Below are 23,330 nucleotides of genomic sequence, written 5' to 3'. Positions count from 1 at the left end.
TATCAAAATACTACATTTGCACAAGACAATTTTAAAGCGTTATGACAGAACAAAATAAGGATTTTTTACCAATCAACGGCACAGATTACGTTGAGTTTTATGTAGGCAATGCTAAACAAGCTGCTCATTACTATAAGACAGCATTTGGGTTTCAGGGAGTTGCTTATTGCGGACCTGAAACAGGAGTAAAAGACAGGGTGAGTTATGTATTAAAACAGGATAAAATTCGCTTTGTATTAACCACTCCACTTCATCCGGAGCACCCTATTTCTGAACATATTAAACAACATGGCGATGGAGTGAAAGTGCTTGCGTTATGGGTTGATGATGCACGTAAATCTTGGGAAGAAACCACAAAAAGAGGAGCTAAATCATATATGGCACCTGAATCTTCAAAAGACGAGTTCGGAGAAGTAGTACGTTCCGGCATACACACTTATGGCGAAACTGTACACATTTTTGTTGAACGCAAAAATTACAACGGACCTTTCATGCCCGGATTTGTAAAATGGGAGTCAGACTATAATCCTACCCCAACCGGATTACTTTATGTTGACCATTGTGTGGGCAATGTGGGATGGAATCAAATGAATGTTTGGGTGAAATTTTATGAAGAAGTAATGGGTTTCAAAAATATTTTATCATTTGATGACAAAGATATTTCAACTGAATATTCTGCTTTGATGAGCAAAGTAATGAGCAATGGAAACGGTTATGTAAAGTTTCCAATCAACGAACCTGCCGAAGGAAAAAAGAAATCCCAAGTTGAGGAGTATTTAGATTTTTATCATGGAGAGGGCGTACAACACGTAGCTTTAGCAACACACGACATTGTTAAAACCGTAACTGATTTAAAAAATAGAGGTGTAGAATTTCTAACCGTTCCCGGTAGCTACTACGATGAACTTATTGCACGTGTAGGCAAAATTGACGAAGACATTGAACCATTGAGACAATTAGGAATCTTAGTAGATAGAGATGACGAGGGGTATTTGCTTCAAATCTTTACCAAACCTGTTGAAGATAGACCAACATTGTTTTATGAAATAATTCAACGTAAAGGTGCCAAATCGTTTGGCAAGGGAAATTTCAAAGCCCTATTTGAGTCTATTGAAAGAGAACAAGAAAGAAGAGGCAATCTGTAATGATTGATAAACACAAAAAAACCTGCTTAAAACTAAGCAGGTTTTTTTATAAATACTTTTTTTAGTATTAGAACTCTAAAATTACACTTCCTGAAAGCAATTTAGGTTCAATATATGTGGACTTGGGCGGCATTGTCAAATTTTTGTCAGACACCTCAAAAATATCTTCCGCAGAAATGGGAGCCATTGCAAATGCCACAGTTACATCTCCCCGCTGCACCTTTGCTTCCACTTCTTTCAAACTTACTTTACCTGAAAGGAAAGTCAATCGCTTGTCATCTCTGCTGTCTTGTACATGAAAAATAGGTTTTAGAATTAATTCCTCTAATAATGAAACATTCAACCTCTCAGAAATACGCATTGCGTCCAAGTCAAATTCCGATTTCAACTTTAGTTTGAGAGTCTTATCATGCATAATCATTAGAAACTCATCAGCTGCAAGTTTGTCCTTTTCTGCAGATTCTGAAATATCAAAATTCACCTTCAATTTTTCAAGAACATCTTGAAAGTCTATCATTGATTGCCCTGTAAACAAACGGTAAAAAGGATAAATTTTTAGCTGTTCATCAGAAACAAGGTAGGTCAACATATTAAAAGGAGGTAATCCTTTCTCTTTGACAAACTGATATACAGATGCAGTTCTGTGGTGTCCGTCTGCAATATAAAATGCCTCCACTTTTGCAAACTCCTGAATCAATGTTTCAATTTGACTAAGCTCTTGAATTTTCCACAGCTTATGGCGATTCTCATTATATTCAAATGCTTTATCCGGTCGGGTTTCAATATAAGAATGTAAAATTTTATTGATAGCTCCACTTGAAGGATATGCCAACAGAACCGGCTCTCCTATAAAGCCGGTAATTTCTATATGCTTAAAAAGTTTATGTTGTTTTTCAGTGAGCGTATTTTCATGCTTCTTAATCGCACCATGTTCGTAGTCATTGATATCTACGGTAGAAATCAGACCTAAGAAAGAGTTATGTTCGGTAGTGATAATTTGATATACATAAAGCGCAGGATCTTTTTCTTTGACTAATACTCCCTGTTCTTTCAGTTGTTTAAAATAATTCCGACCAAAAGCATAAGCCTGCTCGAGCGTGCTTTCATCTCCAAAGTGTGTTTGGGGTTTAAAAATATGATAGTAAGAAAACGGATTTTCTTCCAGTTTAAGAAAAAGTTCATCCTTGCTAAGGCTAACATTTGAGTCAATCACAACTTGACTTTCAAGTCCTTCCGCAGGTAGAGTGGCTCTAAAGGGTGCTATCTTAGGCAAAATGAGTTATTTTAAGTAGTTGATTATTTTTTCTGCTAACTCAATTCCAATACGTTCTTGTGCTTCAGCTGTTGAAGCTCCACAATGAGGAGTTAAAGAAACATTTTCATTTTTGAGTAAGACATCATCAATTGGAGGTTCATGTTCAAAAACATCTACACCGGCAAAGGCAATTTTACCACTGTTCAGCGCTTGAACCAATGCTTTTTCATCCACTACCCCACCTCTTGCACAATTAACAATACCGGCACCTTGTTTCATCAAAGCAATTTCGTGCTCGCCAATTGCAGGCTTGTCAAGTTTGGGAACATGTAAGGAGATAAAATCTGCATTTTTTAAAACTTCTTCCATACTTACAGTCTCGATTGGAACATCCAACTGAGGCAAATTCATATCAGGGTGAAAAGCAAACTTCAAGTTAATATTTTTTACAAAAGGGTCAAAAGCCAACACCTTCATTCCCACCCCTAAAGCAACTTTAGCGGTTTCTTGTCCGATTCTGCCAAAACCAATGATTCCCATCACCTTCCCTCTAAGTTCTGTACCGGCTGCATATTCTTTTTTAAGTTGATTAAATTTAGACATTCCTTCAACCGGCATCCTTCTATTTGATTTTTGGAGAAACCTAACCAAACCAAATAAATGAGCAAAAACAAGTTCTGCCACAGACAATGATGAAGCTGCGGGAGTATTGACAACCTCAATGCCTTTTTCTTTAGCTGCTACTTTATCAATATTATCTGTACCAACACCGGCTCTGCCAATTACTTTCAAATTACTTGCTTCAATAATTTCACGTGTTACAGTGGTAGCACTTCTGACAATGATTACATCATAGCCTGAAATCTTAGAAACTAATTCATCTTGAGCAATCTTATTTGTATCAACTGTGAAACCGGCTTGTTCGAGCAATTCCTTTCCAGCTGTATCTATTCCATCATTTGCTAATATTCTCATCCTATTCTTCTCTCTATTTTAGTTAAAAGTTTGCATCACGTTTACCAATGCTTTCACACTTTCCAAAGGCAAAGCATTATATAAGGAAGCTCTGAATCCACCTAAGTCTCTATAACCTTTTATACCCATAATCTTTGCTTCTTTGCAAGCGTTCAAAAACTTCTCATTCAACGATTCATCTTGCATAAAGAAAGACACATTCATTTGTGAACGGTCTTCATGAGCGGGTACAAAAGCCCTGAATAAAGGATTTCTATCAATTTCGGCATACAATAAATCTGCTCTCTCTTTTGCTCTTCTTTGCATTTCATCCACTCCTCCTACTTGTTTAACATATTCAAGGTTTTTTAAGATTGCAAAAACAGGGAAAACAGGAGGTGTATTGAACATACTGTCTTTTTTAATATGAGTAGCATAATTCATTATCGTAGGGATTTTCCTGCTCACTTTCCCCAATACATCTTCTCTTACAATCACTACCGTAGCCCCTGCAGGTCCCATATTCTTTTGAGCACCTGCATAAATGAGTGCAAATTTTGACACATCTACTCTATGACTCATGATGTCGGAAGACATATCACAAATCATTGGAACCGGACTACTTAATTCATGTCTGATTTGAGTGCCGTAAATGGTGTTATTGGACGTATAGTGGAAATAGTCAGCATCAGTAGGAATATTGATTTCCTTAGGAATATAGTTATAATTTTTGTCAGCTGAACTTGCAGCCAACACCACTTCACCAAACACCTTTGCTTCTTTAATTGCATTTGCAGCCCATTTTCCTGTTTCTAAATAAGCAGCTTTTTTCTCAAGCAGATTGTATGCAGTCATCATAAACTGGGTGCTGGCTCCTCCTCCAAGATAGAGTATATGATATCCTTCAGGCACATTCAGCAAATCCTTTACAATTTGCCTTGCCTTTTCCATTACCTCAACAAACTCTTTACTTCTGTGAGATATTTCAAGTATCGACAGCCCCGTACCGGCAAAATTCTGAATAGCATTGATAGATTCCTCAACAGTTTGAGGAAATAGAATTGAAGGTCCTGCATAGAAATTATGAACCTTTTGAGCGTTGTTTTGTGTTGTGTTTATCATAGATGTCGGGTTGCGAAATTATAACTATATCTTACAATTTCCACTGCCGAATGTATGAAATCAATAAATTATCTACTTACCCCTTCCTTGAACCATGATAAGAACAGTATAGATTAGAATCTTAAGGTCTAAGGCAAAAGAATAGTTCTCAATATACAACAAATCATAATAGGAGCGTTGAACCATTTGCTCAACGTTTTCAGCATATCCAAATTTAACTTGCCCCCAAGAAGTAATTCCGGGTTTTACAAGATAAAGGCGGTCATAGTGTGGTGCGTATTGCTTGATTTGTCGGGCATAAAAATCACGTTCCGGACGAGGTCCCACAATCGACATTTCACCTAAAATCACATTGATAAATTGAGGGAATTCATCTATCCGGGTCTTTCGCAAAAACCTTCCAAACTTCGTAATTCTCGGGTCATGATCACTGCTTAGCTGGGGTCCATTTTTCTCTGCATCTGCCACCATTGTTCTAAATTTAATAATCTTAAACGACTTCCCTTGATACCCCAAGCGTTCTTGCATAAAAAAGATGGGACCTTTTGACCCTAATTTAACAATCAAGGCAATCATGAATAAAAATGGAGATGCTATTAACAAAGCAATTGAAGAAAACAGAATATCAAAAATCCTTTTTAAGTTTTTCTCCCACGGCTTCATCACTGCAAAATCCAACTCAATTAATACAGTTCCCAGTATATTATTCATCTTCACCATACCGGACAAAATGTGATAATCATCCGGAGGTATTTTTAAAAAAACATTTTCTTGATCAATAGCAGAAATCACTTTGTTGATTTTTGAAATTTCAGAACTTTCAAAAGCAAGAATTACTTCCTCAATATTATGTTCTTGAACAATTTGATGAATATTTTCATACGACCCCAACGATTGCAATCCAAGTTGCTTCACTTCATCTATTATAACCCCGTTGGTGCATATTCCCACAAATTTATATCCTTCTGACTTTCTAGACTCCGACAACTGTTTATAGAGCATGAGTGCTTTTTCGCCTCCACCAACCAACAACGTATTAAAACCCCATCTTCCACTATTAAGTTGTTTGTTGGTATAGCTTGATAATAAAAAGCGGAAGAAATAAGTCAATAAAAATTGTGAAGCAAACAGTACCGAATAGCTGATATAGTAACTCTTATAATTTACAACCGTATCATCTAACATCAATGCAAAGAATATTACTATGGTACCAAGAATTGTTGTAAAAAACGTTTGACCTAATTCTTTCAGTCGAGAACGTCTGAAAATATGCCTATAAAACCCAAAGAACCAATATAATATAAGCCAAAAAATCGGGATAAGAACCAAGCCAAGCACAAGCTTAGCATCAAATTCAAAAGGGATATGATAGCCGTGTCTTTGAGATTCAATAAATTCTTTTCTCACAAGAAACACCATGACCCATGCAATTGACGCGGATAGCCAATCAAACAACACATACAAGCATATTCGTAAGGACTTATTCAATTTAAATAACTCAGTTTAATATTATCAAGATAAACTTCGGGAGCAAGGGTTTTATTACCTTGTGCTTTTAAAAATCCATAAAAAATTTGAATGGGGGTATTGGCATCTAATACCGATGTTTCGATAGACAAATTCAAATATATCTTCTTCCATTCTGTGGTTGGCGACAAATAAATGAACGGAATCTGTTCATACATGGTCGGTTTGTCTGCATAAAACCCAATCTGAAGCTCAATATTGGTCTTATAATCTAACTCTAAATACACGTCAGCACTTTTGTTTGGCACAATAAATTTTTCTTTACTATGCTGTTCAAAGAAAATTTGAGTATCTCTCGCTTGAATACTAACCATAGCTGAATATTTTGAAAAAGGACTTTTAAATGCATTCACATTACTACTGTCAATAATAATCACCGAGTCCGCTGTAGTGTTTTTGGTTGAAGATTCGGTTGAAAAAGTACCAATCTCAAAATCTTCTATCCATGCAAAAACAACATTATCCCTATAGGTAGTCGTAGGCTGAATTGTATCGATTTCATTGGACTGCAAGTTCACTTGAACTTCAAATCCTTTCAGAATCTTCACAGATTTACGGTTAACAGCAGAACCATTTTCTCTAATACCGGGTATGACGGTTACATTACATACACCCTGAGCCAATACAGGTATAGTAATGGGTAATTCAAATGCACCCAGATATTTACTATTGACATAAACATGTCCATCCGTAATATTTGCAGAAGGATTACCCTGTGCTTGTACGTTTGTCGTAAAAGTAAACATGTCTATATGTAAATAAGATGGAACTTCAGCCTCTCTTTTTTTACACGCAGATAAAAGACAGCAACAAGACAAAAAGAAAGATAAGTTAGCAAGTCTGAAACTTGTCGGATTCAGGAAAAACTTTCTCGCACAAAATCGATACTTCAACAAGTTCATTTATTCCGGTTAAGGGGCTAAGGTGATTGGTGATATTGTCCCAAAAATTAAGCAACTCCTTATGCAACGTATCGAAATAGATAACTTGCTTTTGGACTTTTTTAATTTCGGGCAATAGCTGCTGCAATTCTAATTCATTTTCATTGTTAAACAAACCGGCAGCATGAATATTCTCTTCACTCTTTTGCAATTCCCACACAGATTGACCTTCAAAATCTACCTCAAATAGTCTTTCATTGGTTCCAAAAACTGCTTTAACCTCCCTGTCATACCTACTATATTCAATGTTAATTTTGCAATTAGTACCACCATTGCTGTCCATCCACAAGGAAAAATGTTCCGGAAAATCCAATCCAAAGAGATAGGATTCATTTTTGTTAAACTTATCAATAGTGCCTCTCACCGATTTAATTGACAACTCAAGTGCTTGGCTGAGAACCGAACGAAAGTGTGCTCTATCTTTAAAGGGCAATTTGATTGTTATTTCAATCCAATTACATTTTTTCAGATATTGCCAAACGGACAGAAATGGAGGAGAAACAGAAAATTGATTACCTGCATGGAAAACAACACCGGCTTCATATACCAACCCTTCCCACTCCTTTAACCTTATACTGCTTTCTGATTGTAAGCCATCAGAAAAGATATGCTTAAAATTATAAATAGCTTTTTCTACTAAAGCAGGATACCATTCAATCCCATCACAAAAGAAAAGAGAATCAGAACCTTTGAGGAAATTTTCATACTCTGCATCAAAAAACGCATCTTCCCATGATGTTGCAGAAGGAATATAGGTGCCTGATATTAAGTATTTCCCTGTCTTTTCAGCCGTCTCAGTAACATATTGCACTTGCTTGGCTGTACCAATTACACCGAGTTTAATCATGATTATTTTGCAGGTACAAATAATTTAATTTATTTGCAGCCATTAAAATCATTATTTTCAACCAATTAGTTTTTGTGTAAATTTTGCAAGACACTCCCAGACATCAAGGACTTCGCAACAAGTTAGTAGCAGCTCTCAGAAACAAAGGCATTACCAATGAAAAGGTATTATATGCCATTCAAAAGTTACCTCGACACTTTTTCATCCCTCACGAGTTCGAGCATTTTGCATATCAAGACAAACCATTTGCAATAGATGAAGGTCAGACCATTTCACAACCCTACACAGTTGCATTTCAAACTCAATTAATCAATCCGCAAGAAGGCGAAAAAATACTGGAAATAGGCACAGGCAGCGGATACCAAGCCGCAATACTTAGCCTCTGTGGTGCAGAGGTTTGGAGCATTGAGAGGATTGAAATATTACATAAAAAATCAAAAACTCTTTTGCATAAACTCGGAATAGATGTTAATACTAAGTTAGGAGATGGTACCTTAGGATGGAAAGAAAATGCACCCTTTGACAAAATAATTGTAACAGCCGGTGCTCCAAAGATACCTACTGCCCTATTCAACCAATTACAAATAAACGGAACATTAATTATCCCTGTTGGCAATGCCGAAAACAAACAAAAAATGGTTAAGCTCATCAAAATCGACCATTTAAACTACAAAACAGAAATTTTTGAGAACTTTAGTTTTGTACCCCTCATTGGTGAGCAAGGCTGGTAAACAAACATACCGCATACATTCAGTTTTGGCTATTAATCTTTTCAAATCATATTGAAAAACGCTTAATTAATTTGCAAAACATTCATCTTTTATTTATGTTCGCAACCTGAAATAATAATGACAAAATAATTCATATCATGAAAACACAATACCACACAAAATTACATGTAAACCTCAAGAGAAATTGGAGAACACTTACGTCAACACTTTTCAAAGTGTCGTTCATTGTCCTATGCACATCATGTTGCTCATTGCTCTATGGACAACAAGTTTACAAGTTTACAAACTGTGGTGCAACTGGTGCAAGTGGCCCATCTCAGGCGCAAGTAAACTCAACATACACTGCTACCACGTTGGATGGCCAAGTAACATGCACCAACGGGTTTCAATACTGGACAGTCCCTGCATCTGGAATATATCAATTTAAATTAGCTGGAGCTAGAGGTGGAGGTGGAAACAATTATGGACGTGGGGCTATTATTCAAGCTAATATTATGTTAATTGGTGGTCAAAAGTTAAAAATTCTAGTTGGACAAATGGGGGGATATTACTCTCCTTCAGGATCAGGTTCTGGCGGAGGCGGCTCCTTCGTTGCAACTGATCTAGATGTACCTATTATTGTGGCAGGTGGTGGTGGTGGACAAGAAACTTCTGGTTCCGGTTTAGGCAATGCAAATGGACAAACAACAACAAAAGGCGGCAATGCCATGTGTTCCGGTGGAACTAATGGTAATGGTGGAAATGGCTGTACAAGTCCTGCAGGTGTTGGAGGAGGAGGAGGTTTTCTAACTAATGGAACAAATGGCACCTGGGGTGGTGGCGGTGTAGGGTTTAAAAATGGTGCGACTGGAGGTACTTCTGCATGGTTTGCAGATTGTATAGGAGGGTTTGGATGTGGCGGTGGCACCCATGGAAATACAGGAGGTGGTGGTGGAGGTGGTGGATATTCCGGTGGCGCAGGTGGAAGCCAAACTCAATCTATTTCTAGTGGAGGCGGAGGAGGTTCTTATATTTTAGCTACGGCAACTGATGTTAAAACCTCAGATGGCAAATATGAAAACTCATCCTCTTTTGGAGGCAATCCAATCACTAATTTAGGCACTTATAATAATGGGCACGGATATGTAGAAATTACCGTAATAAGTGTAGGAGAGGCTGATATTGAAGCAATTGCTGTAAAACCCCTTACACCAAAGCCAAATACAATGTGTGTTAAAACTCCATATGAATTTGAAGTAACGTTCAAAAATAACGGTCCAGATGATGCTTCGTTTATAAACTTCGAAGTTAGCGCCCCCGGCATGAATACATTAACCTATAACTTCTTTGATATTCGCGATTTAGGTAATGGTCAAACAAAATCATACCTCATTTCTACTGATAAAATTTCTTGTGGTGTTACAGGGAATCAAGCGTTAACCCTAACAATCACAAAAGTACTCAGTGATGGTGACAACATCAATAACAATACCTCGAACACAAATTATAATGTTGTTTCATTGCCTTATGGAACTAACTTTACTCCGGCAGCTAATTTTCCCGGCTTCCCAGGTAATAACACACCCGACTTAGTTACTCATGATAAAACTTATCGATACAACTTTACTGCACCTACAGGTTATAATAATTCCGGATATGGTACAACTTGGTCAACTAGTTTCAGTGGGGTAATTGACAACGAACCACTCCCTGCTGACAGATATAATATTGTAGCCCCTATGGGTGGAGTTGATGGATACTTGACGTTAAATTTCAAAAAAGAGGATATTGATAAAGATGTCTCTATTTTCTTTACTATTAAAGAATCAGTGAATGGTATATGCGATTCTGTAATAACACGTCAATTGCATATTGCGCCAATGCCAGATGTAACTTATGAAGATGTGGGTGGTTGTTTGGGTAGTGTGTTGCAGTTTGTGAATAATTCAACTATTGCTTCCGGAACAATTCCTAAAGTGTTTTGGGATTTTGGCGATGGTTCTACTTCTACTCTCTTCTCACCTCAAAAAGTATTTAACACGAAAGGTATTTACAATGTCAAATTGGTTGTTACTTCTGACTTAGGGTTTGCTGACTCTATGATTAAAACTATTAATGTTATTGAAACACCGGTTGCTGACTTTGCTTTTGATAATCAATGCGGATTGAATCCATTCCAGTTTACCAATAATAGTACATTAGCTTCGGGTACAATGACTTACGTTTGGAATTTCGGTGATGAAAACGAAAGTACTCTCAAAGACCCTACTCATGTTTATACACAACCCGGTCCTTATCAAGTAACACTTACTGCTACGTCTGATAATGGCTGCCACGCTGAAGTTACTAAACCAGTTTACAACTATCCTAACCCTAATGTTGACTTCACTATGCCAAACACCATCTGTCAGAACAGCAATGTAACATTGAGCAATACTACTTCTATCTTATTCTCTTCTTGGGGTAGCGAATGGACTGTTGAAAATGACAATATGAGAATTTTTGAAAAGAGTCCTTCTATCGTCTTTCAGGAACATGGACAACAGTGGGTTAAATTAAAAGTAACAACACAATTCGGATGTACTGATTCTATTGTCAAATTAGCTAATGTTATTCCGGGTCCCGGCATTAATATTACCTATTCTGATGTTTGTTCTAATACACCTGTTACTTTCCACAGCGGTATTGATGCTCCTCAAAACATTAAAGTGGATTATATTTGGAATGTGGGGGGAATGCTATCAGCTAAATCTGACCCTACTTTCAGTATCGGTAAAGCAGGAAAATATAATGTAAGCCTAAATATCACTTATGACAACGCTTGTTCAGCTTCTAAATCTATGGTAGTTGAAACCGGTTATAGACCCCATGCGGATTTCTCTCTCCCTGATGTTACTTGTGCCGGTGAGCCTATTAGCATTTCCAATAACACGACTGTTGCTTACAACAAGGCTCTTTATTATTGGAATATGGGTGATGGAGCTACCTACTCAAATGTGGTTACTCCTAATCACATCTACAACAATGCTGCTCCTACTCAATATACCATTACTTTAGTTGCTACTTCAGAAAACGGGATCTGCCCTGACACTGTTGCGCACGATGTTACCATTGGTGTTGTACCTTCTTGTAACTTTAATATTACACATGATTGGACTTTTGGTCAAAGAGGCTATACCTTTACTCCTGAACACCAAGGTGCTGAATACAAATGGTATTTTGGTGATGGGCTTTTGTCTAACGAACAATCCCCTATTCACAAGTACAATCGTGATGGCAAATTCCCTGTGAAGTTAATTGTTACTTCTCCAGAGGGTTGTCAATGTGAAAAAGTGATTGACAATGTGGTTCAAAACCTTGATGTGAATACTACTTTTGCTCAGTTCGGATTTGGTTTATATCCTAATCCTAGCAATGGTATTGTTACTATCACCAATAACAACAATGTAACCGTTAGCAATATTTCAGTAACCAATATCGTGGGTGAAACTGTACTGAATTCTTCTCAACATAATGCTGACAGTCAATACACTCTTAACTTGTCTGATTTGACAAACGGGGTATATTTAATCAGAGTTACAACACTTGAGAATCAAGTGTTGACACACAAAGTGATAATTACTAAGTAAAAACTGACTTTGAATGTTCAAAAAGCCTCCGCTTTGCGGAGGCTTTTTTGTTTGTATTACATTTATTTTCAATAATTTACAATGCCAATATAAATGTACTAAAAAAGTTTTTAATGAAAAAGCAAACAACAAATTGATAAATTATCTATGTTTGAAGTGTAATTATCTATGAAATAAATTTTACTCACATGAAAACACATTACAATTTATCCATTACTAAACACTTTTTTACCTTAGGGTGGAGCAGTCAAAGAGTATTCAAGTTGTCATTCTTAGGAATTTTGCTCTCAGCATGCACATTTCTACACGGACAACAAGTGTACAAGTTTACAAACTGTGGTGCTGTCGGGTCTAAAGGACCAACACAAGCGCAAATTAACACCGCATATGCATCAACTAACCTTAGCGGTTTAGTTACATCCTCAAATGGCATTCAACTTTTTACGGTGCCGGCATCAGGTACATATAAAATTGAGGCTTACGGAGGTCAGGGCTTTAATGCTCAATCAGGATATACCGGAGGGAAAGGTGCAAAAATGTCCGGTGAATTTTATTTGATAGGCGGGCAAACATTAAAAATTGTAGTAGGTCAAGCCGGACTAGGCTCATATGGGTCCAATGGTGGTGGTGGTGGTGGTAGTTTTGTAACCTTAACGGATAACACTCCTTTAATCATTGCAGGCGGGGGTGCTGGTTCTAGAGCAGCTGTTTCGCAAAACAGTTGTGACGGGCGCATTACTAAAGCCGGTGGCGAGCTAATGATAAGTTCTACTAGCCCTTGTAATGCAAAGCCATCCGGTATTGGATATGGCGGAGCAATTTCATCTTCATGGGGCAGCGCAGGTGGCGGACTACTTGGCGATGGTGCGAATGATGGTACGTGGGGTAATGGTGGCAAAGCATTTATCAATGGCGCTGAAGGAGGTACCGGAGGGTCGTGTGGATCGGCAGATGGCGGGTTTGGTTGTGGCGGTTCTGGCGGGGGTTGTAATGGTGGTGGTGGTGGTGGTGGATACTCCGGTGGAGATGGGGGATATATGGCCGGTGGCGGTGGTTCTTATAACGTTGGAGATAATCAAAGTAATACACCGGGTGTAAACACCGGACACGGAAAGGTGGATATCACCGTAATCAGTGTAGGAGCCGCAGATATTGAAGCAGTATCTGTAAAACCTGTTACTCCTAATCCCGGAGTAATGTGTGTTAAAACACCTTATGAATTTGATATTACTTTAAAAAATAATGGACCGGATGATGCTACATTCTTGAACTTTGAAGTTACCGTACCGGGTATGCCTGTATTAAAATTTGATTTCTTCGATGTACGTGATCTTGCTAATGGCACATCAAAGGTTTACCGTATATCTTCACAGAAAGTTACAATGACTACTACCGGAACAGGAGGTATTACACTTAATCTGACTAAGGTTTTAAGCGATAGTGACGACACAACTAACAACCGAGTAACAAACTACTATCCCGTAACTTCATTACCTTATGGAAGTAGTTTCCTTCCTGATAATAATTTCAATAATTTCCCGGGATACCCTGGTACAGATAAACCGGATTTAATAACTCATGATAAAACTTATCGATATAATTTTAAACCTCCAACAGGATATGCTAACATTGCCTATGGTTCCACTTGGGCTTGCAACTTTTATGCAGTAATGGATGACGAAGCACTACCATCTGACAGATACAATGTTGTATTTCCTTCTGGAAGTAATGACGGGTATGTTACTATGAAGTTTAAAAAAGAAGATATTGATAAAGATGTCTTTATCTACTTTACTTTAAAAGATAAATCATACGGTATGTGCGATTCTGTTATATCTCGTCAATTACATATTGCTCCAATGCCTGATGTAACTTATGAAGATGTTGGAGGCTGCTTAGGAAGTGTGTTGCAATTTGTAAATAATTCATCTATTGCTTCCGGAACAATTCCTAAAGTATTTTGGGATTTTGGCGATGGTTCTACTTCTACTCTCTTCTCACCTCAAAAAGTATTTAACACGAAAGGTATATACAATGTCAAATTGGTTGTTACTTCTGACTTAGGGTTTGCTGACTCTATGATTAAAACTATTAATGTTATTGAAACTCCGGTAGCTGACTTTGCTTTTGACAATCAATGCGGTTTGAATCCATTCCAGTTTACCAATAATAGTACATTAGCTGCGGGTACAATGACTTACGTTTGGAATTTCGGTGACGAAAACGAAAGTACACTCAAAGACCCTACTCATGTTTATACACAACCCGGTCCTTATCAAGTAACACTTACTGCTACGTCTGACAATGGTTGTCATTCTGAAATAACAAAATCTGTTTATAACTATCCCAACCCTGTTGCTAATTTTACTTCTCCTGCCAGCATCTGTCAGAACAGCAATGTAACCTTGAGCAACCTCACAACCATTCCATTCTCATCATGGGGTAGCGAATGGACCATTGGAAGCAACAATGTGCGTTCATTTGATAAAAATCCTTTAGTAACATTTACTGCATACGGTGAACAATTGATTACTCTTAAAACAACATCACAATTTGGCTGTGTTGATTCTATGACTAAATCTATTGTGGTGATGGAAGCTCCTATCATTAACTTCTCTACGTCCGATGTGTGCAGCAACAGTCCAATTATCTTCAATAGTGGAATTACTAATATATACAGCACTATTGATTTTATATGGAATATTGATGGAATTTTATACGCAGACAGAGAGCCTTCTGTGAAATTTGACAGCGCAGGAGAATACAATATGAGTCTGACTGTTAATTATGACAATGGATGTTCGGCTTTTAAAGCATCTTCAGTAAGAACAGGTTATCGTCCCAATGCCGATTTCGATATCGCACAAACCACTTGTGCCGGCAACACACTCCAACTTGCTAACAATACTACAGTTGAGTTTGGCAATTTCCATAGTTTCTGGGATATGGGCGATGGCATGACATACGGTGATATGACTACACCACTTCATACATACTCAAATACATCTCCTGAAAGCTATGTTATTACTTTGATTGCATCTTCTAAGTTTGGTATTTGCCCTGACACTATTTCTAAAACTGTGAATGTGGGTATTATTCCTTCTTGCGATTTCACAATTAATCACGATTGGACTTTCGGACAAAGAGGATATACCTTTGATGTGCCGGTGGTAGGTGCTGACTACAAATGGTATTTTGGAGACGGAGTTGTTTCCACTGCGCCTAACCCTAACCACCAATACAGCAATGATGGTAAGTTCAAAGTGAAATTAATTGTAACTTCTCCCGAAGGTTGCCAGTGCGAAAAAACATTGGAACACGTGGTTCAGAACCTTGATGTAAACTCAACTTTTGCTCAATTAGGTTTCGAACTTTTCCCTAATCCAAGTAATGGCATTGTTACTATTGCTAACAACAACAATGTTACCGTAAGCAATATCGCTGTTTCAAACATGGTGGGTGAAACTGTTCTGTTATCTACTCAAAACAACACAAATGCTCAATACATCATCGATTTGTCAAACATGGCGAACGGGGTGTACTTGATCAGAGTTACTACTCATGACAATCAAGTGCTGACTCACAAGGTTATTATTGCGAAGTAATCAAGAAGAAAGTAAATCACAAAAAAGCCTCCTCAAAAGGGAAGCTTTTTTGTGAAATTAACAAACTCATTTTTATCGATTTAGGACTAGATAACGCTCTATATCGGAAAAAAAGAAAAAAAAAGAAGAAGAATTCAAATAGATTCATATAATTTAGCACTATGTAAATTACCTATTAATAATCATGAAAACACATTACAACATTTACAACACACCATCAGAGCTTATTACACACAGAATCAAGCTATCTAAGCAAATCCGGTGGTATCTTAGTAATCAATTTGTACCGAATCTATTACTATCACTTTTTTTCATTTGCACTTCGACTGTATTTGGACAAACTTATAAATTTACCACTGCAGGTGCAACAGCAAGATTAGGTCCGACACAAGCCCAAATTAACTCTGCATACAGCTCAACTAATTTAGATGGGAAAGTTACATCTATTAGCGGTATTCAATCATGGAGGGTGCCAGATGATGGTACATACCAAATAACCGTTGCAGGTGCAAAAGGCGGGGACTACAATAGTGGTTCTTTTGTGGGTGGAAAGGGCGCTACAATCCAAGGAACTTTTGATTTGAATGCCGGTGAAGAAATATATATTCTCGTGGGTCAAAAAGGAATAAATGGTACCGGTGGTGGTGGTGGCGGTGGTTCTTATGTAGTGAACGTAACAACCAATACGATTCTTATTGTTGCCGGTGGTGGTGGTGGTGCTATGAACCGAGACGGTAATCCCGGATTGGCAACCAACAACGGAACACAAAATGGCGGAACAGCACAGGGAGTAATTGCTTGCGCAGGTGGAGGATATAAGACTGACGGAGCTCTCTCAGGAAGTGCAGGCAGTTATGGTGTAACAGGGGGAAAGGCATTTTTGAATGGTGGAGCTGGTGGACTCAGTAGCTCAGCACCTACTGCACAAGGAGGATTTGGCGGTGGTGGTGGTGCTCATAGTAGTTGCGGAGGTAGTTGCGGAGCAGGTGGCGGTGGAGGATACAATGGAGGTAGCCAATATTATGATTATGGTGATGGAGGAGGTTCATACAATAGCGGAGTCGCTCAAACAAATACTCAAGGAAATAATAACGGAGATGGATATGTTGAAATACTAACTCTTGCAACCAAATACTCAGATATTGAAGTACTAGATGTGCAACCTGTGATTGCTGCCGCACCGGGAATACTTTGTCATAACAATGAATATGATATAGATGTAACGCTCAGAAGCAATGGACCCGGAAGACGTTCTATGGTGGACATTAATATATCAATGCCGGGGGCATCAGGCATTACTATAAAACATTTTGAACTAGTTGGTCTTGAAGTTGGCGAAACCAAGGTTTTCAGAATTCCCGGTTATAAATTAAAACCTACAGTGCTCGGAAATAACTCATTAACATTTACTGTACTAAGTAATGATATGGACAACTCCAATAACGCTATATCTAAAAGTTTTGATGTAACTTCATTGCCTTTTGGTGCGAATTTTAATCCGGACATAGTTTTTCCTGGGTTTATTAAAAATGACGAACCGGATTTGGTAACACATGACAAAGTTTTCATTTATCACTTTTCACCACCAATTGGCTACTCAAATTCCGGATATGGCACAACTTGGACCAGTAAGTTTGAAGCAACCATCGATGGTACTGTAATGCCTTCAAACAGATATTCATTTTATCCGCCATCCGGTTCAACCGATGCGTATGTTTCTCTTAAATTTAATGCATCAGATGTTGACTTACCCGTTGTCTTATATTACACAGTTACTGATAAATCCTATGGTAAATGTGACACGACAACGATTAGATACTTACATATAGCACCTATGCCTTCAGTGGCAGTGGAAGATGCCGGAGGATGCCTCGGCACAACACTCCAATTTGTCAATCTTACTGAGATTGCTTCCGGTACGATTATTTCAACTTTTTGGGATTTTGGCGATGGAACAACTTCTACACAATTTGCACCTCAAAAATTGTATGCTTCTAAAGGTATATACACAGTTAAAATGGTTGCAACCTCTGATTTAGGTTTTGCTGACTCAGTTTATAAAACTATTGAAGTTATTGAAAGTCCGGTTGCTGACTTTACTTTTAAAAATCAATGCGGTTTGAATCCATTCCAGTTTACCAATAATAGTACATTAGCTGCGGGTACAATGACTTACGTTTGGAATTTCGGTGACGAAAACGAAAGTACACTCAAAGACCCTACTCATGTTTATACACAACCCGGTCCTTATCAAGTAACACTTACTGCTACGTCTGACAATGGTTGTCATTCTGAAATAACAAAATCTGTTTATAACTATCCCAACCCTGTTGCTAATTTTACTTCTCCTGCCAGCATCTGTCAGAACAGCAATGTAACCTTGAGCAACCTCACAACCATTCCATTCTCATCATGGGGTAGCGAATGGACCATTGGAAGCAACAATGTGCGTTCATTTGATAAAAATCCTTTAGTAACATTTACTGCATACGGTGAACAATTGATTACTCTTAAAACAACATCACAATTTGGCTGTGTTGATTCTATGACTAAATCTATTGTGGTGATGGAAGCTCCTATCATTAACTTCTCTACGTCCGATGTGTGCAGCAACAGTCCAATTATCTTCAATAGTGGAATTACTAATATATACAGCACTATTGATTTTATATGGAATATTGATGGAATTTTATACGCAGACAGAGAGCCTTCTGTGAAATTTGACAGCGCAGGAGAATACAATATGAGTCTGACTGTTAATTATGACAATGGATGTTCGGCTTTTAAAGCATCTTCAGTAAGAACAGGTTATCGTCCCAATGCCGATTTCGATATCGCACAAACCACTTGTGCCGGCAACACACTCCAACTTGCTAACAATACTACAGTTGAGTTTGGCAATTTCCATAGTTTCTGGGATATGGGCGATGGCATGACATACGGTGATATGACTACACCACTTCATACATACTCAAATACATCTCCTGAAAGCTATGTTATTACTTTGATTGCATCTTCTAAGTTTGGTATTTGCCCTGACACTATTTCTAAAACTGTGAATGTGGGTATTATTCCTTCTTGCGATTTCACAATTAATCACGATTGGACTTTCGGACAAAGAGGATATACCTTTGATGTGCCGGTGGTAGGTGCTGACTACAAATGGTATTTTGGAGACGGAGTTGTTTCCACTGCGCCTAACCCTAACCACCAATACAGCAATGATGGTAAGTTCAAAGTGAAATTAATTGTAACTTCTCCCGAAGGTTGCCAGTGCGAAAAAACATTGGAACACGTGGTTCAGAACCTTGATGTAAACTCAACTTTTGCTCAATTAGGTTTCGAACTTTTCCCTAATCCAAGTAATGGCATTGTTACTATTGCTAACAACAACAATGTTACCGTAAGCAATATCGCTGTTTCAAACATGGTGGGTGAAACTGTTCTGTTATCTACTCAAAACAACACAAATGCTCAATACATCATCGATTTGTCAAACATGGCGAACGGGGTGTACTTGATTAGAGTTACTACACATGACAATCAAGTGCTGACTCACAAGGTTATTATTGCGAAGTAAAAACCGACTTTGAATGTTCAAAAAGCCTCCGCTGCGCGGAGGCTTTTTTGTTTGTATATAATAATGAATCTCCTTTGTTATTAATTATACATGAATTTCATTTTTTCTCAATAGTAGTTTCACTTACTTTGTCAAGGAAATTCATGAAACAGCATATATTGATTTTAGGAGCGGGGCGTTCTTCCGGGAGTCTGATAAACTATCTTGGAAAATGGACTAAAAAGAGTCCCATTTCATTAACAGTCGCAGACTTAGATCTCGACTTAGTTCGAAAGAAGACAATTGATTACCCTCATATTCAAGTAGTTAAAATTAACATTTCTGATGCAGTACACATGGAAAATCTTATTATTGATGCAACTATTGTTGTGTCCATGCTTCCCCATTTATTCCATCTTAAAGTAGCCAAACTTTGTTTAAAACATTCTAAACACATGCTCACCGCAAGCTATGCGAAGCATGAAATCAAAGTGCTAAATAAAAAGGCAAAAGAAAAGAACTTAGTTTTTCTTTTTGAACTGGGTGCTGATCCCGGTATTGACCATTTATCTGCATGCAGAATCATAGAGAATATTAAGAATAAGGATGGAAAGATTCATAGTTTCAAGAGTTTCACAGGAGCACTGATGTCATTAAAGGACGAATTGGATAACCCATGGAAGTATAAGTTCACATGGAACCCAAAAAACGTAGTTATTGCAGGGCAGGGAGAAATGGCAAGGTATCGCGAGAATAAGCTCACATACTATGTCCCTTATCCACGGCTCTTCAGCAAGCTTTGGTCATTTGATCTTCCAAACGTGGGGAGCTATGAAGCTTATGCAAACCGTAATTCTCTTGATTATTCAAAACATTACAAGATTGATGGTGTACCAACCATCATAAGAGGAACCTTGCGCAGACCAGGTTTTTGTGAAGCATGGTATGCCTTAGCTTTGCTTGGTGCGACAGAAAACATTACTAAAATCAACATACCAACTGACTATACATATAAAGACTTTTTTTTAAAACTTACAGATTCAGCGGATACATTTTCCAATAAGCACATTTTTGAACAACTCATTCGTACTTCGTTGAGCAAAGAAGCATGGGAGAAAATCCAATATCTTGAATTAGATTCTGAGAAAATTATTCCCTACGGTACATACACTGCTGCTGAAATTTTGGAAAAAATATTGTTAGAGAAATGGAAACTCAATGAGCAAGATAAAGATATGTTGTTGATGTATCATGAAGTAGAATACACAATAGATCATAAGCACTACCAACATACCAGCTTAATGTCGCTTGAAGGGAAAGATGTATATCATACGGCAATCAGCGATACTGTTGGATTGCCTCTTGCAATGGGAGTGAAACTATTAGCAACAGGAAAAATCAAAGAAACAGGTGTAATACTACCCTTCCATTCAGAAATATACATTCCCATCCTTAATGAATTAAGCGAATTTGGCATTACATTTATTGAAAATGAAACAGAAATTAAATGATTGAACTACCTAAATTAAACAACGGAGACACGATTGGTGTTCTTGCACCTGCACGTAAAGTTGTAGAAGAAGAGTTACAAGGTTTCAAGAAATGGTGTAACCAACATCAATGGAAGGTATGTTTTGCTTCACATTTATTTGATTCTGACAACCAATTTGCAGGTTCTGACGGGCAAAGAATCAGCGATTTCAATGAACTATTGTCTAATCCGGAGGTTAAAGCAATTTTTTGTGCAAGAGGGGGTTACGGTTCTGCAAGAATTATTGACCATGTCAATTGGGATTTATTAAAAAAATATCCGAAGTGGATTTGCGGTTATAGCGATATCACAGCCATTCACCAACACCTCCTTAATCAATATAAATGCCCTTCTTTGCATTGCCTCATGCCATTGTCATTCGTGCAATATAACGACCCTTTATTTCATGAATCTGCATCATTAACAGCACATTTTCTAAAGACAAGTGAACTCACTTATTCATTGCCACAGGGACAAGATGTTCATGATATCGAAAGTGCTCAAATTACAGGCGGCAACCTATCTGTGCTTTATAGTTTAATGGGTTCAAAGAGTTTATCGCACAATACAGGAAGAATCGTATTTATTGAAGACTTGGACGAATATCTATATCACATTGACCGCATGTTCAATTCACTGCAAAGGAGTGGTTTTTTTGAAGGAGTCAAACTGATTATTTCTGGCGGACTTACGGATATGCATGACAACACTGTTCCTTTTGGGAAAACAGCTGAGGAGATTTGTGCATACTATGCAAACAAATTAAACATTCCTTATTTATCAAATTTCCCTGTTGGACATATAGCTATGAATTTTCCAATCCCAATTGGATGGTTTGCTTCGATTAAAAATAATAAAATTACTTTTGCAATCAGGTGAGAGATTCGCGAAAACAAATAGTTAAATATATCATCATAGGTATCTCTGCGGTGCTTGTTGACTTGGTAGTATATTATGGCACATCTTTCTTTCTCGAATCATTGAGTATTGCAAAAGCATTAGGATTTATTACCGGGTCTTTTTACACCTTTTTTCTTAATAAATTATGGACTTGGAAGGACAAAAGAAAGACCGGTGTAAACCAACTCTCAAAATTCTTTGCTATATATGGCGTGTCATTATTAATTAATGTTTCTGTAAATGAAATTTTTCTAAAGCTACTTCCCTACTACGAGTTGTTTATCCAAATCAACAATACGACAATCAAGGATTTATTTAACATTACACTGCAATTGGACAAGTTGTTTGCATTTGTATTTGCCACAATTATGTCTGCCATTTGGAATTTCTTTGGACAGAAATATTGGGTATTTAAGAAATAATCAGCATAAGGACTTTAGCACACTAATCGCCTTGCTTTCATTGTGATTATGTTGTACAAATGACTCCCCATTTTTTTTCAATTTTAATCGCAACATTTCATTAGTAAGCAATAGTATCAACGCTTTTGAAAAGTCTTTAGCTGTATCCGCAATGAGAATATCTTCACCGGGAACAACACCCAAACCCTGCGCACCAATTGTTGTACTCACCACAGCAATTCCGTTTGCCATTGCTTCAATGGTTTTAATTCTTATTCCACTTCCTGAAAACAAGGGTACAATTAGCACTTGTTGTTGGTGCATGAAATTATTCGCATACTGCACCTCTCCCATTACTTCTATTCCGCAATGCTCATCTGACCTATATTTATCCGGTATGTTTTTTCCTGCGATTCTCAAAACTGCATCAGGAATAGCAACCCTGACGTTTGCCCAAACTTTATCCAAAAACCAATCTAAACCATGTTGATTCGGCAACCACTCAAGTGAACCTATAAAACCTACCGATGCAGGTGTAGCATCAGGGTATTCAATCTGAGTATTTTCTTCAACAACAAAAGGCAAATAAATATGTTTTACTGCCGGTAGTTGCGATTCAAAAAATGCTAAATCACTGTTGGAAATATGTAACAAGCCATTAGCAAGAGACAACAATAGCAACTCTTCTTTTTGAAGACGCTGCGCCATTATTTTCAAATATTTTCTCTTGAAAATATTCTGTTCATTTTCCGCCATTCGCTGCCATATTTGATGCTCAATATTATGCACTCTAATATAAATCGGTCTTTGAAAATTTTGCTTTAGCACAGGTAATACTGTTGCTGCAAATAGGCTCTCTATGTGTATGCAATCGTATTCATTTTCCTGAATCTTACGCAAAATCAAGTCTTCAAGCTCTTTTGAATAAAATCTTGACAGATTATATGACTTTGCTGATAGTAATAGGTTTTTGAGTAAAGCTCCCAATTTCAATTGAGTATCAATATTCACTTTCTCAATCGAGTTCAGAAAGTCCAATTCTGAATGAATGATATCCTCTGTAACAAAATGTTTTGAAGTATTGAGTGTTACAAAATCAACTTCAAATCCTGCTTTAACATACAATTTAAGTATTTGCAGTATAGCCAAAGCACCTCCATCTCTGGCAGGCAAAGGAATTCTGTTACCTATGATGAGCACCCTT

Annotated in this window: 15 protein-coding genes; 8 read left to right on the top strand and 7 right to left on the bottom strand. The window is 37.5% G+C overall.

The window, feature by feature from the left end; translation table 11 throughout:
• Nucleotides 1–41 precede the first annotated feature (41 nt).
• A complete protein-coding gene (gene hppD / locus M0R38_02985) occupies nt 42–1,145 on the top strand; it encodes a 4-hydroxyphenylpyruvate dioxygenase (protein MCK9480710.1) in 1,104 nt (367 codons plus the stop codon).
• A gap of 67 nt (nt 1,146–1,212) precedes the next feature.
• Here the strand turns inward: hppD and M0R38_02980 are convergent, their stop codons facing one another.
• The 6 genes from M0R38_02980 to M0R38_02955 form a co-directional block, all read right to left on the bottom strand.
• Nucleotides 1,213–2,418: a DUF1015 domain-containing protein gene (locus tag M0R38_02980; protein ID MCK9480709.1), complete on the bottom strand. Its 1,206-nt coding sequence runs from the start codon at nt 2,416–2,418 to the stop codon at nt 1,213–1,215.
• Nucleotides 2,419–2,424: 6 nt separating this feature from the next.
• Nucleotides 2,425–3,375 carry a D-2-hydroxyacid dehydrogenase gene (locus M0R38_02975; protein MCK9480708.1) on the bottom strand — a complete coding sequence of 317 codons (951 nt, stop codon included), beginning with the start codon at nt 3,373–3,375 and terminating at the stop codon, nt 2,425–2,427.
• 18 nt (nt 3,376–3,393) lie between these two features.
• On the bottom strand, nt 3,394–4,476 hold the full coding sequence (gene serC / locus M0R38_02970) for a 3-phosphoserine/phosphohydroxythreonine transaminase (protein MCK9480707.1): 1,083 nt from the start codon (nt 4,474–4,476) through the stop codon (nt 3,394–3,396).
• A gap of 72 nt (nt 4,477–4,548) precedes the next feature.
• Complete coding sequence (locus M0R38_02965; protein ID MCK9480706.1) at nt 4,549–5,883, bottom strand: sugar transferase; 1,335 nt, start codon at nt 5,881–5,883, stop codon at nt 4,549–4,551.
• A 77-nt stretch (nt 5,884–5,960) separates the two neighbouring features.
• Nucleotides 5,961–6,749: a hypothetical protein gene (locus tag M0R38_02960; protein MCK9480705.1), complete on the bottom strand. Its 789-nt coding sequence runs from the start codon at nt 6,747–6,749 to the stop codon at nt 5,961–5,963.
• Between the two features lie 85 nt (nt 6,750–6,834).
• Nucleotides 6,835–7,791, bottom strand: coding sequence for a hypothetical protein (locus M0R38_02955; protein ID MCK9480704.1), 957 nt, complete (start codon nt 7,789–7,791; stop codon nt 6,835–6,837).
• An 80-nt stretch (nt 7,792–7,871) separates the two neighbouring features.
• Here M0R38_02955 and M0R38_02950 point away from each other — a divergent pair, with 80 nt between their 5' ends.
• From M0R38_02950 to M0R38_02920, 7 genes are all read left to right on the top strand, one after another.
• Nucleotides 7,872–8,522: a protein-L-isoaspartate(D-aspartate) O-methyltransferase gene (locus M0R38_02950; GenBank protein ID MCK9480703.1), complete on the top strand. Its 651-nt coding sequence runs from the start codon at nt 7,872–7,874 to the stop codon at nt 8,520–8,522.
• Between the two features lie 137 nt (nt 8,523–8,659).
• Nucleotides 8,660–12,130, top strand: coding sequence for a PKD domain-containing protein (locus tag M0R38_02945; protein ID MCK9480702.1), 3,471 nt, complete (start codon nt 8,660–8,662; stop codon nt 12,128–12,130).
• Nucleotides 12,131–13,989: 1,859 nt separating this feature from the next.
• Complete coding sequence (locus tag M0R38_02940) at nt 13,990–15,735, top strand: PKD domain-containing protein (GenBank protein ID MCK9480701.1); 1,746 nt, start codon at nt 13,990–13,992, stop codon at nt 15,733–15,735.
• Nucleotides 15,736–15,919: 184 nt separating this feature from the next.
• Nucleotides 15,920–19,315 (top strand): PKD domain-containing protein, encoded by a 3,396-nt coding sequence (locus M0R38_02935; GenBank protein MCK9480700.1) that lies wholly within the window; start codon nt 15,920–15,922, stop codon nt 19,313–19,315.
• A gap of 143 nt (nt 19,316–19,458) precedes the next feature.
• Nucleotides 19,459–20,805, top strand: a complete 1,347-nt coding sequence (locus M0R38_02930; protein ID MCK9480699.1) for a saccharopine dehydrogenase NADP-binding domain-containing protein — start codon at nt 19,459–19,461, stop codon at nt 20,803–20,805.
• Nucleotides 20,802–21,704, top strand: a complete 903-nt coding sequence (locus tag M0R38_02925) for an LD-carboxypeptidase (protein MCK9480698.1) — start codon at nt 20,802–20,804, stop codon at nt 21,702–21,704. The genes M0R38_02930 and M0R38_02925 overlap by 4 nt, the downstream gene beginning before the upstream one ends.
• Nucleotides 21,701–22,147, top strand: coding sequence for a GtrA family protein (locus M0R38_02920; protein MCK9480697.1), 447 nt, complete (start codon nt 21,701–21,703; stop codon nt 22,145–22,147). The genes M0R38_02925 and M0R38_02920 overlap by 4 nt, the downstream gene beginning before the upstream one ends.
• Here M0R38_02920 and M0R38_02915 read toward each other — a convergent pair whose 3' ends face one another.
• Nucleotides 22,148–23,326: a glycosyltransferase family 4 protein gene (locus M0R38_02915; GenBank protein ID MCK9480696.1), complete on the bottom strand. Its 1,179-nt coding sequence runs from the start codon at nt 23,324–23,326 to the stop codon at nt 22,148–22,150. It abuts the gene before it with no gap.
• Nucleotides 23,327–23,330: the final 4 nt, after the last annotated feature.

Source organism: Bacteroidia bacterium, from assembly GCA_023228875.1.
GTDB lineage: Bacteria > Bacteroidota > Bacteroidia > NS11-12g > UBA955 > JALOAG01.
The sequence above is the reverse complement of the archived record's forward strand: the minus strand, read 5'-3'. Positions and strand labels throughout refer to the sequence as shown.